Source organism: Bacillus sp. LB7 (assembly GCF_030449715.1).
Classification (GTDB): Bacteria; Bacillota; Bacilli; order Bacillales; family Bacillaceae; genus Bacillus; species Bacillus paralicheniformis.
The window spans coordinates 23,821-37,184 of the sequence record NZ_JASGCA010000013.1; the positions used below are offsets into that span (position 1 = coordinate 23,821).

Annotated in this window: 16 protein-coding genes and 1 pseudogene; 10 read left to right on the plus strand and 7 right to left on the minus strand. The window is 45.5% G+C overall.

The window, feature by feature from the left end; genetic code table 11:
• Positions 1-58 precede the first annotated feature (58 nt).
• Positions 59-1,240, plus strand: a complete 1,182-nt coding sequence (locus tag QMZ64_RS16370) for an MFS transporter (RefSeq protein WP_301441486.1) — start codon at positions 59-61, stop codon at positions 1,238-1,240.
• A 131-nt stretch (positions 1,241-1,371) separates the two neighbouring features.
• Here the strand turns inward: QMZ64_RS16370 and QMZ64_RS16375 are convergent, their stop codons facing one another.
• Together QMZ64_RS16375 and QMZ64_RS16380 are read right to left on the minus strand one after the other, a co-directional pair.
• Positions 1,372-1,896, minus strand: a complete 525-nt coding sequence (locus tag QMZ64_RS16375) for a DinB family protein (RefSeq protein ID WP_301441468.1) — start codon at positions 1,894-1,896, stop codon at positions 1,372-1,374.
• 27 nt (positions 1,897-1,923) lie between these two features.
• Complete coding sequence (locus tag QMZ64_RS16380; RefSeq protein ID WP_301441469.1) at positions 1,924-3,660, minus strand: ABC transporter ATP-binding protein; 1,737 nt, start codon at positions 3,658-3,660, stop codon at positions 1,924-1,926.
• Positions 3,661-3,854: 194 nt separating this feature from the next.
• Here QMZ64_RS16380 and QMZ64_RS16385 point away from each other — a divergent pair, with 194 nt between their 5' ends.
• The 9 genes from QMZ64_RS16385 to QMZ64_RS16425 all read left to right on the plus strand — a co-directional run bounded on the left by QMZ64_RS16385 (position 3,855) and on the right by QMZ64_RS16425 (position 9,072).
• Entirely contained in the window at positions 3,855-4,499 is a 645-nt protein-coding gene (locus QMZ64_RS16385; protein WP_301441470.1) for a DsbA family oxidoreductase, read from the plus strand.
• Positions 4,500-4,572: 73 nt separating this feature from the next.
• Positions 4,573-4,992, plus strand: coding sequence for a hypothetical protein (locus QMZ64_RS16390; protein WP_301441471.1), 420 nt, complete (start codon positions 4,573-4,575; stop codon positions 4,990-4,992).
• Between the two features lie 62 nt (positions 4,993-5,054).
• Entirely contained in the window at positions 5,055-5,579 is a 525-nt protein-coding gene (locus QMZ64_RS16395; RefSeq protein ID WP_301441472.1) for an SRPBCC domain-containing protein, read from the plus strand.
• A 110-nt stretch (positions 5,580-5,689) separates the two neighbouring features.
• Complete coding sequence (locus QMZ64_RS16400) at positions 5,690-6,559, plus strand: aminoglycoside 6-adenylyltransferase (RefSeq protein ID WP_301441473.1); 870 nt, start codon at positions 5,690-5,692, stop codon at positions 6,557-6,559.
• Positions 6,560-6,622: 63 nt separating this feature from the next.
• Positions 6,623-6,769: a hypothetical protein gene (locus QMZ64_RS16405; RefSeq protein ID WP_301441474.1), complete on the plus strand. Its 147-nt coding sequence runs from the start codon at positions 6,623-6,625 to the stop codon at positions 6,767-6,769.
• Positions 6,770-6,814: 45 nt separating this feature from the next.
• Positions 6,815-7,522, plus strand: a complete 708-nt coding sequence (locus QMZ64_RS16410; RefSeq protein ID WP_301441475.1) for a YjjG family noncanonical pyrimidine nucleotidase — start codon at positions 6,815-6,817, stop codon at positions 7,520-7,522.
• Positions 7,523-7,680: 158 nt separating this feature from the next.
• On the plus strand, positions 7,681-8,409 hold the full coding sequence (locus QMZ64_RS16415; protein WP_265625004.1) for an alpha/beta fold hydrolase: 729 nt from the start codon (positions 7,681-7,683) through the stop codon (positions 8,407-8,409).
• 206 nt (positions 8,410-8,615) lie between these two features.
• Positions 8,616-8,864 (plus strand): sporulation protein, encoded by a 249-nt coding sequence (locus QMZ64_RS16420; RefSeq protein WP_265625003.1) that lies wholly within the window; start codon positions 8,616-8,618, stop codon positions 8,862-8,864.
• A gap of 16 nt (positions 8,865-8,880) precedes the next feature.
• Positions 8,881-9,072, plus strand: a complete 192-nt coding sequence (locus tag QMZ64_RS16425; RefSeq protein ID WP_003178500.1) for a YbxH family protein — start codon at positions 8,881-8,883, stop codon at positions 9,070-9,072.
• 119 nt (positions 9,073-9,191) lie between these two features.
• Here the strand turns inward: QMZ64_RS16425 and QMZ64_RS16430 are convergent, their stop codons facing one another.
• The 5 genes and pseudogenes from QMZ64_RS16430 to QMZ64_RS23355 form a co-directional block, all read right to left on the minus strand.
• Entirely contained in the window at positions 9,192-9,458 is a 267-nt protein-coding gene (locus QMZ64_RS16430; RefSeq protein ID WP_301441476.1) for a hypothetical protein, read from the minus strand.
• Positions 9,459-9,516: 58 nt separating this feature from the next.
• Complete coding sequence (locus tag QMZ64_RS16435) at positions 9,517-11,574, minus strand: thioredoxin domain-containing protein (protein ID WP_265625001.1); 2,058 nt, start codon at positions 11,572-11,574, stop codon at positions 9,517-9,519.
• 71 nt (positions 11,575-11,645) lie between these two features.
• On the minus strand, positions 11,646-12,563 hold the full coding sequence (locus QMZ64_RS16440; RefSeq protein ID WP_265624999.1) for a DMT family transporter: 918 nt from the start codon (positions 12,561-12,563) through the stop codon (positions 11,646-11,648).
• Entirely contained in the window at positions 12,560-12,973 is a 414-nt protein-coding gene (locus QMZ64_RS16445) for a MerR family transcriptional regulator (protein WP_265624998.1), read from the minus strand. The genes QMZ64_RS16440 and QMZ64_RS16445 overlap by 4 nt, the downstream gene beginning before the upstream one ends.
• 249 nt (positions 12,974-13,222) lie before the next feature.
• A pseudogene (locus QMZ64_RS23355) lies at positions 13,223-13,307 on the minus strand (DUF255 domain-containing protein); the annotation flags it as partial.
• Between the last annotated feature and the right edge of the window lie 57 nt (positions 13,308-13,364).

Consider the following 13,364-nt stretch of genomic DNA (forward strand, 5'->3'; position numbering starts at 1 on the left):
TTACATATCGTTATTTCGTGATATGTAAATATATAAAACGAAGAAGGAGCGAACGATGATGTTTAGTGCTTGGAAAATTTATATTTTAGCGATCATCAGTTTTTTGGTAGGGACTTCAGAGTACATTATTTCCGGGATTTTGGATCAGATCGCCCATACACTCGGGATCACTTTAGCTGCCGCGGGTCAGCTGATTACGATCTTTTCACTTGTGTATGCAGTTTTCACACCGGTTCTCATGGCGTTGACGGCAAGTATGGATAGGCGCAAGTTAATGATGTATGCTCTCGGTTTGTTTGTAATAGGAAATATTCTGGCCTTTACCCTGCCTGGCTATGGCTGGTTTGTTGCAGCGCGGGTCATTATGGCCTTAGGGGCAGGCATGGTTGTGGTCACGGCATTAACAATTGCCGCCAAAATCGCACCGGCGGGTAAGCAGGGCGGTGCAATTGCTACAGTGGTCATGGGGTTTACCGCTTCTTTAATCATAGGTGTTCCACTCGGAAGAATGACGGCAGAAGCATTAGGCTGGAAGTCTGTATTTGGAGGAATTGCTTTATTGGGATTCATCGCAATGATTGTTATATTCTTGATCTTGCCGCATACTGAAGGCGATAAGCCCGTTCCTTTGCTTCAACAGCTTTCTCTTTTAAAGAACCGGAAAGTAGCAATGGGGTTATCAATCACTTTTTTCTGGCTTGGAGGATATTCCGTTGCATATACTTATCTGTCTCCTTACCTTCTGACCGTTTCAGGGATAAGCGGCAATTTGCTTAGCGGCTTTTTGCTTATATTTGGAATCGCCAGCTTGGTTGGATCGAAGTTTGGCGGATATAGCACCGATAAATGGGGCGTTCCCTTTACACTCATTGGCGGGATGACACTGCATATCATCGCACTGATTTTGCTGTCGCTTGTCACCCATTCTTATGTCGGAGTACTGTTGATTCTCATATTATGGTCGTTTGCCGCATGGTCTACCGGCCCGACGCAGCAATATCACTTAGCGACACTCGAACCGGAATTGTCAGGTGTATTGCTCGGCATTAATCAATCGATGATGCAATTCGCCATGGCCGCAGGTGCAGGAATCGGAGGGATTTTTGTAGAAAAAATATCGCTGGCTTCTATTACATGGTTTGGGGCATTGGAGGTTACGATTGCGATTGTCGCTGTTTTGGTGACTTTCAGTTCGCATTACAAACGGAAAGCAGGACCTGTAAAAGAAATCAGCTCATAATATGTTGCCTTGATTGGTGTTGAAGATTCAATGGTTTCATTCCTCATATCTTATCTGTGCTGACAGGTTGTGATATGACGAGTCGAAAAATCCAACATCCGACCGTTGTAAAACGAGCGGATGTTTTTTATTTAGTCCGCTAAAATCCGCAAATAAGCCTTCCAAGGGCCGACATCATCCTGATACCGCTTCGCCAGCACTCTTGCGATTTGCAAGATGTGAGTGAGGTCGTGGGCAACCCATGTCGAGATCTGTTCTCTCAGCTTGACGATTCCAAACTCAGGGTGCATTCCCGTTTGTTCGAAGTCGGTTTCAGGATCAATGATCTGCCGTAATGCTTCCAGATTCGCCCGCCTGATTTCAGCAAATTCGTTAAGCAGCTGTTCCATCGTTTTCCCGTCGTTTTGATTCAACTGGCTGAAGCGGTCGAACGGCGGAAAAGGTTCCGTTGCTCCTTTTGTCACGATCATTTTGATTCGCGGCAACCAATTGTTTTTTTCTCCTTCAATGAGATGGCCGACGACATCAAAGGCGTTCCACGTGTCGGCGCCTTCATTGCAGCTGATCCAGGGACTTGATAATCCGGTCAGCAGCTGACTCAGCGTTTGTGGTGTGCGCTCCAGGATTTCGATTGCTTCCTCGAGTTGAAAGTTCATGTGAATGACCTCCTCTTTCATAAAAGTTCACGTCAACTGCCGCTCCGCAAACTCACGATACAGCGCATGCGAAGCAATCAGCTCGTGGTGCCGCCCCCGCCCTGTGATCTCGCCTTTTTCGATAAATATAATTTGGTCCGCGTTCACGATTGTCGATAGCCGGTGGGCGATGACGAAGGTGGTGCGGCCTTCCATGAGGCGGGCGAGCGCCTGCTGGACGATGGCTTCTGATTGGCTGTCGAGGCTGGCTGTCGCTTCGTCCATCATTAAAATTTTCGGGTCGCGCAGGAAGGCGCGGGCGATGGCGATCCGCTGTCTCTGGCCGCCGGATAGCTTGACGCCGCGTTCGCCGACTTCCGTATCAAGCTGCTCTGGAAATTGTTTAATAAATGTGTCGGCATAAGCCATTTCCGCGACTTTCCACAGTTCTGGATCGTCAATGCTGTCGGCGTGGTCCAAGCCGTAGCACAAGTTCTCACGGATAGTGCCGGACATCATCGGGCTGTCTTGAGACACGTAGCCGATCTGGCTGCGCCACGATTTCATCGACAGCTTGTTGATCGGTGTTTCCCCGATGTTAATGGCCCCTGAGTCCGGTTCGTAAAATCGTTCCAAGAGGCCGAACATCGTCGTTTTTCCGCCGCCGCTCGGACCGACAAATGCAATCATCTGCCCGGGATCGACGTCGAAAGATACCTCCCGCAAGACAGGCTCGTCATCGCCGTAAGAGAAAGATACATTCTCGACATGTATCGGCAGATTGGAGATATCCATCTCAAGTCCTTCCTGGCCCTCTTCCTCTTCAGTATGCAAAATCTCGATGATCCGCTCTGTTGCCCCTTTTGCTTTTTGCAGCTGAGTGAAAAACATTGTGAACGACGTGATCGGGAAGATAATTTGAAACAGATAAAGCAAAAAGGCGATCAGCGAGCCTGCCGACATCGTTCCCTCAGAGACGCGGATGCCGCCGTAGCCGATGATGGCGACGATCACAATCATAATGACAAGGTGCATAAACGGGGAGACGAGCGCAAATATACGGGCTTCCTTGAGGCCGTATTGAAAGAGCTTCGAAATGCCTGATAACCCGTTCGTTTTTTCTGTATGCTCGGCGTTTGATGCTTTCATCAATCTGATTTCGCTCAATGTCTGCTGGACATGTCCGGTGAAAGAAGCTGTTTCATCCTGCAGCGTTTTGGAGATACGCTGCATTTTCATGCCGAGCGGGATCATGATGAAGGTCGTGATCGGAACGGAGATCAGCATGAGCAGTGTCATTTTCCAATCCATGATCAGCAAAATGATTACCGATCCCACAATGGTGATGATGCCGGAAACAAACTGCGGAAAATGGTCGGAAATCAAGCTTTCAACAATGCCGGTGTCATTAACAACACGGCTGACGGTTTCACCGCTCGTCTTTTCGTCAAAGTAGCGGACAGGAAGGCGCAGCAGCTTGAACCACATACGCTCGCGCAGGGAAGCGACCACTTTTTGCCCGGCATAGGAAAGAAAATAGGTCGAAAACCCGTCGCAGACCGCTTGAACGATAAAAACGAGAGCAAGGATTCCCGCTAAGGCCAGATTGATCGAATGGGCAGAAAAGCCGTCAACCATTTCTCTTGTCAACAGCGGAATGGACAGGCCGACCAATGTCGTGACGAGGCTTGCGGTCAAACCGACGGTTAAAGCCAGCCTGGGTACGCCGGATGTGAGAATCATGGAGAAAAACGGTTTCATGCTATTGTTGTTTTCTATTTTCATTTGATAAACTCCTTTTCGATATTTGTCAAAGAAGTGGATGGCGCAAGCTGTAACTCATCATATTACGATATAAACAGCAGAAAGTTCCCGATCATTGCGGATTTTAACTTCATGCTAAAAAGATTGACAGGAGAGATAATTGTAACTATTATTGTTACATACAGTTGATTGAATGATAAGAAAGGAAGAAAAATATGACGATAAATATTAAAGTATATTCCGATTATGTCTGTCCATTCTGTTTCCTCGGAAAAGACCAATTCGAAAAAGCGATCGAAGGCAAAGATGTGGAAGTCGAGTGGCTGCCATTCGAACTGAGGCCGCGCCCATCTGAGCAGCTTGATCCGTTAAATGATCCATCAAAATTGGCGATGTGGGACGGCGCTATTAAGCCGCGAATCGAGGCTTGGGGCGTCCACATGAAGCTCCCGAACGTCTCTCCGCATCCTTATACAGATTTGGCTCATGAAGGCTACCACTTTGCGAAAGAACACGGTAAAGCGAAAGCGTACAATGACCGGATTTATCAAGCGTTTTTCCAGGAAGATCAAAATATTGGCGACATCGACGTATTAACAGCGCTGGCTAAAGAAGCCGGACTGGATGAGCAGGCTTTTAAAGAAGCTTTAAGCTCCAGAACATATCAGGACGTGCAGCGGAAGGCGCTCCAACACGCTTACGAAGAAGCAGGCATTACGGCCGTTCCGACATTTATCATTGGCAATGAACGGATCGCCGGGGCCGCTGCGAGGGAAGTGTTTGAACAGGTGATTGAAGAGGAAAGCAAACAAAAGCCTGCAGCCGGCTTGCAGTGCGACCTTGACGGAAATAACTGCTGAGCAGGAAAAATGAGCGATTTGAAGAACCCTTTAATAGGGTTCTTTTTTATACCGGAAAGAAGAGGGAAGACAGTTGACACTCCATCATTTTATTGCAGCCGATCAGGAGCTTCCGCTGGGGAGTTTCCTGGATCAAACAGAAGAAGGTTTGATTAGCATCGCTGAGCTTGATCAAGGGTACGAAATGATCAAAACAAAATTCAGCAAGCCGTTTGTGTATGAGGCAACCGGCTGTTTGCATAGACCCGGAAATGACATAAGGGCGCTATTCAGCTATATCAATTCAAATATTGCCGATGGCGAAGATATTGAAGTTTACTCTTGCTGGGACGGTGAGGAGGACAGAGAAAAAGACGACCGCTTAGACTTTTTCATTGATATAAAGGCTCTTCAGCTGGGCAAGCATGTCAAACTGGATAAAAAGAAATACATCGATGAAATTGCCGGCATGTTTTATTTTGAGGAGCGGCAGCTGATCAAGATTCGCAAATAAAACACTTGCTGGCACAGGGTTTTTTCTGTTTCATTTAGATATTCAATCAAGGAGGAATCGAGATGTCCGATCACAAAGAGGCACACAGCGTTCAAGGGAAATCAGAGGGGAAAACCCTGGTCATGGAGCGGAGTTTCGAGGCGCCGCGGGAACTGGTATTTAAGGCTTTTTCTGAGTCAGCGCATTTGGAAAGCTGGTGGGGGCCGAAAGGATGGCAGACTGCCAACAGCAGGTTTGAGTTTCAGCCAGGTGGCGTATGGCTTTATTGTATGGAATGCAGAGATGAAAACCAAGGCGAATTCTATGGCCGGAAATCTTGCGGCAAGGCTGTTTTTCAAGAGATTTCGGCACCGGAAAGGATCGTGTACACGGATATGTTTACAGATGAGGAAGGGAATGTTATTCCCGGCATGCCGGAGATTTTAATTGAGGTTTATTTCAAAGAGCACGGGGAACAGACAAATCTGATCACACGCTCTCATTTCTCTTCTCCGGAAGAGCTTCACCAGCTGCTGGATAAAGGGATGGCCGAAGGCTTTTCTTCACAGCTTGATCGCCTTGAAGACTATCTGAAAGCCATTCGCTAAAAGAGGGAGGATATATTGATGACGTTTCCAGAGCATTTCATATAACCACGTATTCGCGGACCTCCTCATCACGTTTTTCTATAACCATTAAAAAAAGGAGGTTTATATACATGCGTACAGAGCAGGAAATCATCGATTTGGTGCTGAAGGTCGCACGGGAGGACAGCCGTGTCAGAGCGGTCGGCATGAACGGTTCGCGGACGAATCCGAACGTCCCGAAAGACCCTTTTCGCGATTATGATATGGTCTATGTTGTAACAGATATGCAGTCATTTCTCGATGAGCCGGGCTGGGTGGACGTTTTTGGAGAGCGGATCATCATGCAGACGCCGGAAGCGATGGAGCTGTTTCCGAATGAGCTTGGCAACCGCTTTTCGTATTTAATGTTATTTACAGACGGCAGCCGCATTGATTTGATTCTTGTGCCGCTGGAAGAAAAGCTGGAATACTGCCGGGAAGACGGTTTGACCGTGATCCTGCTTGATAAGGATCAGGATTTGCCCGCTATCCCGCCGCCGACGGATCGGGAATATTGGGTGCAAAAACCGTCCCCGCAATGCTTCGCCGACTGCTGCAATGAATTTTGGTGGACATCGACATATGTGGCCAAAGGGTTGTGGCGGCAGGAAATCCTTTATGCACTCGATCACTTAAATCTTGTCAGGGCCATGCTGCTGAAAATGCTCGAATGGAAGGTCGGATTTGAAACGGGCTTTTCGCTGAGCATAGGCAAGAATGCAAAGTTTCTTGATCGCTATGTTGATCGAAATACGTGGGAAAGGCTTTTGGAGACGTATCCGCCAGCTGATTATGAGCGTGTATGGCACAGCTTGTTTAAGATGGGGGATCTGTTTGAAGAGACAGCCGCAGCAGTCGCTGAACATCTTGATGAACAATACCTTTTCAGAGAAGCCGAGAAAGTCAAACAGTACATGAGGCGCGTTCAGCAGCTGAAACCTGATGCAAAGGAAATTGACTAATCAGATGATGGCCGCACTCCCGGCAAGTGAGCCGGGAGTGTGTTTTTTGCGGAGGTGAACGCAATGTTCAGTCTTGAAAAAATGTTGAAGGACCATTATGGAATCGACAGGGTGACTATTTCTCCCGAGCAAGGCGGGTGGACTGCACTTGCTTATCAAGTAATCGATGGCGATCCGGTTTTATCAATTCAGGCGGGGGCGGGGATATAGAGGCCATTTCAACTACTAAACAAAACAGTAAACGGAGGAACATCTGTGAAAAATTATCGTACTTTATTTTTTGATGTGGATGACACACTATTAGACTTCGGTGCGGCGGAAAAGTCAGCACTGCGTAAGCTTTTTGAGGAGCGGCAAATTTCTTTAACAGCTGAAATAGAAGCGAATTATAGACGAATCAATCAAGGTTTATGGAGGGCGTTTGAAAAAGGGGAGATAGACCGCGGCCAAGTGGTAAATACGCGTTTTTCCCTTTTATTCAAAGAATATGGTCTAGAGGCTGACGGCGTTTTGCTTGAGGAGAAGTATCGCAGCTTCCTTGAAGAAGGACATCAGTTGATGGACGGCGCTCTTGAATTAATTGAAAGCCTCCAGGATCAATATGAATTATATATCGTGACGAACGGTATTTCAAAAACGCAGTATAAGCGTCTGCATGCTTCAGGATTATACCCGATGTTTAAAGGGATTTTTGTTTCAGAGGACACCGGTTTTCAAAAGCCGATGAAAGAATACTTTGATTACGTTTTTGCACGGATTCCTCATTTTTCTGCCGATCAAGGGCTGATTATCGGGGATTCATTGACAGCGGACATAAAAGGGGGACGGCTGGCCGGATTGGATACATGCTGGATGAATCCGGGCATATTAGCGAATGATACGGACATTGAGCCGACTTATCAAATTCAAAGGCTTAATGAACTCCAGCACATTTTAAATCACGGAAAAATACCTTCGGCCTGATTGCTGAGTATATCGTTTTTTCATTAATGGTGCTGCGATCATTGCCTTTTTATGCAAACTGCAACTGGGAGGATGCAGAAGCCGCACTTCCGACGGGTGAGCCGCGGTGGGTTTTCCAGAAGCTAAATTAAAACCAAACAGAGGAAGACTGGTGAAACATGCAACGAAGAAAGGTTTTGAAAACTGCGGTTTATTCGTTAATCGCAGTTTTTGTTCTGTTATTCAGCGCGTTTTTTGTGTGGAGCCGTTTCACATATGAACCATCAAACAAACTCAAAAAGATGATCAACCTTGATCAAGTCGAAAGTAAAAACGGTGTTTACACATTTCAAGCGGATGGGGCAAATACGGGGATCATTTTATATCCCGGGGCAAAAGTTGAACCGCTTGCTTATGCTTACATCGGCGAAAAGCTTAAACAAAATGGTTACAGTGTCTTTATCCCGCGCATGCCTTTTTCTTTGGCCATTTTCAATCCTGATCAAGCAGAAAGGATTATAAAAGAAAACAGCAGTATTGATCATTGGTATCTCGGCGGTCATTCTTTAGGAGGGACGGCAGCAGCCATGTACGCTAAAAAGCATCCAGATAAGATTGACGGGCTTTATTTTCTCGCCTCCTATCCTTCTGATTCGCAATCGATAAAAAATGCGCCGTACCGTGTTCTTTCTATATCTGGTGAACGCGATGGCCTTTCAACTCAAGAAAAAACAGCAGCCTCCAGAAAGAACCTGCCTGATACAACAGTGTTTGAGGAAATCAAAGGGGGAAACCACGCGCAATTTGGTATGTATGGCGAACAAAAGGGGGATCGTCCCGCGAAGATCCCAGCTGTTAAACAGCAGGATGAGATCGTGAACGCGATGCTTGACTGGATCAAATCATAAAGAAAGCTCTCGCTTATTTGGAAGTGTTTATGATCTTTTGAATTTTCTCTTCTTTAAAGCGCTTGGGATTCATTTGCCGGCTTTAGGCGCTACCATGTGGGGAGGAGAAAGTTTTTACTGCCTTTTTCTTATTGAAAATTTGGCCCGCTCATGCATGAATCATCAAGAATTCACCCAACCTATAAGGTAAAAAAGGAGATTGAATCATGGACACAACATTGGGCTACCTCCGTGAGTCATTGTCGAATCACCTTGAACACGGCATAGGACAAAACATTTACAGAAAAGTCGTTTCCGGGCGATATGCCAATGAGGAAGAGTTTGTCGAGCACTTGGAGGAGCGGGAAATGGAATTTCTGAATCAAGTGCTTGAACATGAGATGAAATATGCGCTGAATGAACAGGACCATAAACGAACAAGAGAATTAAACGAAGTGTATGAACTGTTGTTTTGAAAGGCGGGCATGATCAATGGGTGCAATAGAGCGGAACGGATACACGTTTGAACCGGAATACAGCGTGACCAGACAAAACGGCGCCATCCATGTATACCGGCGCGGCCGGTTTGTCGAGGAGATTCCCTTTGAGTTTCACGGAGAGTTTCCAGAACATGATTTAATTGAAGAGCTTGTCAATCATTATTGCTATGAAAATAAAATATAAGGTTTGAAGAGGCTGCCGACCGGGCGGCTTTATTTTTGGATTTTTATATTTATAATCCGCTTGCAGTTTTTAGAACGGCAGCAGAAAAGCTGCCATTAAGTATGACAGCTCATGCATCGCTATTTTTTCTTTTCATCGTAGTATTGAACAGGGTACATGGATCCTTCCGATACCATTTTGTTATCTTCGATATCTTGCGGAGACGGATGGCCTGCTTTTTCAACCGGGAATGAATCTACGTTGTGTTTTTCCGAAAAGTAAGGGATCTTTTCTTTCACGTTTTGCAAGTACGATTTCAGTTTTTGTCTGTTTGTTTCGTCTTTGAGAATATATGCGGTGACTCCGGCAACAACGGCGAGACCTGAGATCAGATTCTTTTGCTTCATGGTCATAACCCCTTTCTGATTAGGTGTTTGCAGATGTTATTCCCATGATGGCATCCGTTTAAACCAACTGATCGAGCGCTTCGTCTATATTCGTCGTCGGCTGTCTGCAGGCGAAGTTTTCACAAATATAGACAGTCGTTTTGTTATCGGCTGCTTTGTATTCGGCCGCAAAGTCGGCAATCCCTTTGAAATCGTCAGGCGATTCTGCGGCGAGGACGGCATAGTTCGGCTGGAAGGCCTGCTGCAAAGCGCTTACGATCTTCTGTCTGTCCGGGTCATGGCGCTTTCCGAACACAACGATTTCTTTTTGCGGCATGACATGGCTCAGCAGGCCTTGGAGAAAGTTTGTATGGCCGCTCGGATAAGCGGAGACGTCTCCATGGAATGCCGAAAACATTTTTGCCGCTTGATCATGGAGCGATAAATCGCCGGTCAGCCGACCCAGCCGGGACAGCTGCACGGCCAGGACGCCGTTTCCGGACGGGAGGGCGCCGTCGTATACTTCTTTATCCCGCACGATCAAAGCCTCGGCATCGCTTCCCGTAAAATAAAAACCGCCGTGCTCTTCATCCCAGAACAGCCCGGTCATGTCCGCGGCGAGCTTTTTGGCTTTTCGCAAATCGGTTAAATCAAGTGATGCTTCATACAATTCGATATAGGCCCACAGCAGGAAGGCGTAGTCATCGATAAACCCTTTATGTTTCACCTCGCCGTCACGGTAGCGGACCATGACGCGTCCGTCTTGAATCAATTTATTCTCGATAAACTCGACTGCCGCCCGTGCCATCTCCAAGTATTCGGGCGCATTGTAGACTTTCGCCGCTTTGGCAAGACCCGCGATCATCAGAGCGTTCCAAGATGTCAGCACTTTGTCGTCGACATGCGGATACGTTCTTTCCTGCCGTTTTTCAAAAAGTTTTATTCTCGCTTCTTCAAGCTTGTTCTGAAGCTCTTCATCTGTCAGCACGAATTCATCTTTAATGTCTTCCAGCCTGGTGTAGATCAAGTTTGGAATATTGCGGTCTTCAAAATTCCCTTCTTGCGTGATGTTGTAGGCAGCGCAATACAATTCGCCGAGTTCATCCCCGAGCGTTTCGAGGACTTCGTCTTTTGACCACACATAATATTTGCCTTCCACGCCTTCCGTGTCGGCATCAAGCGCTGAATAAAAAGCGCCTTTATCATCGGTCATTTCGCGGCGGACAAATGTGATGATCTGCTCGGAAATCTGTTTATACCGGTCGTTTTTCGTGATTTGATAGGCTTCAGTATATGCGATCAGCAACAAAGCATTATCGTAAAGCATTTTTTCAAAGTGGGGAACGAGCCATTCGTCGTCTGTCGAATAGCGGGCGAACCCGTAGCCGACATGGTCGTAAATGCCGCCGTTCGCCATGCTGTCCAACGTTTTCGTCACGCTGTACAGCGCGTTTTCCTCGCCGCTGTATTGATGATAGCGAAGCAGAAATGCCAGCATATGGGGGATCGGAAATTTCGGTGCGCTTCCGAAACCGCCGTATGCCGCATCGAAGCTATTGATCAGCTGTTGATACGTCCGCCTCAACATGTCTTCGCCGAGCGCATCGCCGGCATCGCTTTTCGCTTTGATTCTCAGGTTGTTGGCGGCTTTTTCGGCAATATCCTCAACATGTTCCCGGTTTTTCGCAAAAGTATCGGAAAGCTGCTTCACCACCTCAACAAACCCCGGCCGGTTAAACCGGCTTGTCTTCGGAAAATATGTACCCGCATAAAAAGGCTTCTGATCAGGCGTCAAAAACACATTCAGCGGCCAGCCGCCCTGCCCCGTCATCATCTGGCAGATCGTCATATAAATTGAATCCACATCTGGCCGCTCCTCTCGGTCCACTTTAATAGAGACAAATTTTTCATTCAGGAGCTTCGCGACTTCTTCATCTTCGAAGCTTTCATGAGCCATGACATGGCACCAATGGCAAGTCGAATAGCCGATGCTGACCAGAACCGGCTTGTTTTCGCGTTTTGCTTTGTCAAATGCTTCTTCTCCCCAAGGGAACCAGTCGACGGGGTTGTGGGAGTGTTGGAGTAAGTATGGAGACTTCTCAGCGATTAATCTATTGGGTTTACTTTTATTTGGCATGGGATCACCTTCTTCCTATAATTAGTTTATATTTAACTTAACACATTTTCTCAAAAATAATCCCTGTTTCTTTATACAGCTGACTGTTCTTTAGTAGTGTACTTAGGAATACGTATTACCCCCGAAGCAGTTAAAACGCCTAATATAACTAACACAGCCCCAATAACTTGAAATACCTTTATCGGTGTTCCAACAGCAAATGAAATAATCATCGTTACAACGGGAACAAGGTTGAAAAATAAAGATGTTTTACTTGCCCCAATCTCCTTAATCCCCTGATTCCACCATAGGTAACCCAAAACACTTGTAAAGAAAGCCATAAAGGCAATTGCTCCCCAAACTCCAATCGGGATGTTCGGTAAAGAAACAGGATTGGATGTAAATAAGGAAACTACTATTAAACTAACAGCACCGATAACCATCGTATAAGTGGTTGTAGATAGTGGAGTTCCATCCTTTACAAACCGACGTCCAAGTACACCATAAAGTGCCCAACAAATGTTACCTGTAAAGATTATTAAGTCTCCGCCTGAAATTGATAAGGTTTTAATGGTTTCGATAGAACCTTGTGTAATAACTAACAATACACCGATGAAAGCAAAGAATATGCCGAGCGCTTGTTTTTTTGTAATTTTGTCCTTTAAGATTATTCGAGCGAGAATTGTTGTTAATAAAGGATTCAGACCCATTATTAATGCTCCGTTAACGGGAGATGTATATTTCAACCCAACAAAAAACAATGCATTAAATCCAAAGATACCTATGATTCCAAGCACAATGTATGAAACGGCGTTTTTCCGTAATTGACTCTTGTTTATACCTTCAGTAAAAATCAAAATGATGAGCATCACCGCAGCAGCTAAACCGAAACGCCATGCCGCAGAAGACGATGGAGAAAAATATCCAACTGTATATTTTGCAAGATTAAAAGTAGCTCCTGTAAAAATAGAGAAGCCAAGTAACATCAGGTATATATTTAAATGTTTCATTTGTTTTCCACTTCCTCTTTCAAAATTGAATAATATGTATTCAGTTTTCCTTTTGTAGTAGAAATTACTTCTTCCAGCTCGTTTTTTTTAATTTCCATTTTCTCTAAGTGCTTGGTTAAAATCTCAATACGTTTATTTATAGACGGGGAGAGTTGTGCCGATTTAACATCCGAATTGATTTTTTCCAAAATGCAGCCGTCTTTGACAAACTCATGAATATCCTCCAAAGACATACCTGTTTCCTTTAAACTTTTAAGGAATGTCATGAACTGAATATCGGTCTCTGTATAAAAACGCCTTCCACTGTTTTTTCGTTTTGGTGGTGGAAGTAACCCGATCTTTTCGTAATATCTTAATGTATACGAGCTAATACTAGTCTTCTCAGCAGCTTTACTAATGGAATACAACAAACATCATCCCTCTCTTTTGATTAAAGTTAGTTTACAACTTAGAGTTAACTCTAAGTCAAGTAAATAAAAAAACCTGCTACCGCATAGTTACGGATTACAGGTTTTAAAAAATGAATGACATAAAAGGTAAACTGTATTATTTGAACAAATGGCATTATCGTTTAAAATGGCTTCTGTTATCTTTTAATGGAGTTCTACATGAGTGGATTATCCTAGGATATGGGTATAGATGCCCGATCAAGCTATACCAGATACGAGAACAGGCTTGTTCTCGCGTTTCGCTTTTTCGAAGGCAAAGGTACCAGTCGACGGGGTTGAGGGCGTGTTGATGTATGTATGGTGACTTCCAAGAAAACTAATTGCAATCGCGCCAAGAAGCTTTGCAACAAGC

What these genes read in the sequence shown, in the direction of transcription:
- QMZ64_RS16395 (WP_301441472.1), top strand. Translation starts at nt 5,055, where the DNA reads ATGTCCGATCACAAAGAGGCACACAGCGTTCAAGGGAAATCAGAGGGG.
- QMZ64_RS16385 (WP_301441470.1), top strand. Translation starts at nt 3,855, where the DNA reads ATGACGATAAATATTAAAGTATATTCCGATTATGTCTGTCCATTCTGT.
- QMZ64_RS16400 (WP_301441473.1), top strand. Translation starts at nt 5,690, where the DNA reads ATGCGTACAGAGCAGGAAATCATCGATTTGGTGCTGAAGGTCGCACGG.
- QMZ64_RS16405 (WP_301441474.1), top strand. Translation starts at nt 6,623, where the DNA reads ATGTTCAGTCTTGAAAAAATGTTGAAGGACCATTATGGAATCGACAGG.
- QMZ64_RS16425 (WP_003178500.1), top strand. Translation starts at nt 8,881, where the DNA reads ATGGGTGCAATAGAGCGGAACGGATACACGTTTGAACCGGAATACAGC.
- QMZ64_RS16370 (WP_301441486.1), top strand. Translation starts at nt 59, where the DNA reads ATGTTTAGTGCTTGGAAAATTTATATTTTAGCGATCATCAGTTTTTTG.
- QMZ64_RS16380 (WP_301441469.1), bottom strand. Translation starts at nt 3,660, where the DNA reads ATGAAAATAGAAAACAACAATAGCATGAAACCGTTTTTCTCCATGATT.
- QMZ64_RS16430 (WP_301441476.1), bottom strand. Translation starts at nt 9,458, where the DNA reads ATGAAGCAAAAGAATCTGATCTCAGGTCTCGCCGTTGTTGCCGGAGTC.
- QMZ64_RS16420 (WP_265625003.1), top strand. Translation starts at nt 8,616, where the DNA reads ATGGACACAACATTGGGCTACCTCCGTGAGTCATTGTCGAATCACCTT.
- QMZ64_RS16435 (WP_265625001.1), bottom strand. Translation starts at nt 11,574, where the DNA reads ATGCCAAATAAAAGTAAACCCAATAGATTAATCGCTGAGAAGTCTCCA.
- QMZ64_RS16375 (WP_301441468.1), bottom strand. Translation starts at nt 1,896, where the DNA reads ATGAACTTTCAACTCGAGGAAGCAATCGAAATCCTGGAGCGCACACCA.
- QMZ64_RS16440 (WP_265624999.1), bottom strand. Translation starts at nt 12,563, where the DNA reads ATGAAACATTTAAATATATACCTGATGTTACTTGGCTTCTCTATTTTT.
- QMZ64_RS16415 (WP_265625004.1), top strand. Translation starts at nt 7,681, where the DNA reads ATGCAACGAAGAAAGGTTTTGAAAACTGCGGTTTATTCGTTAATCGCA.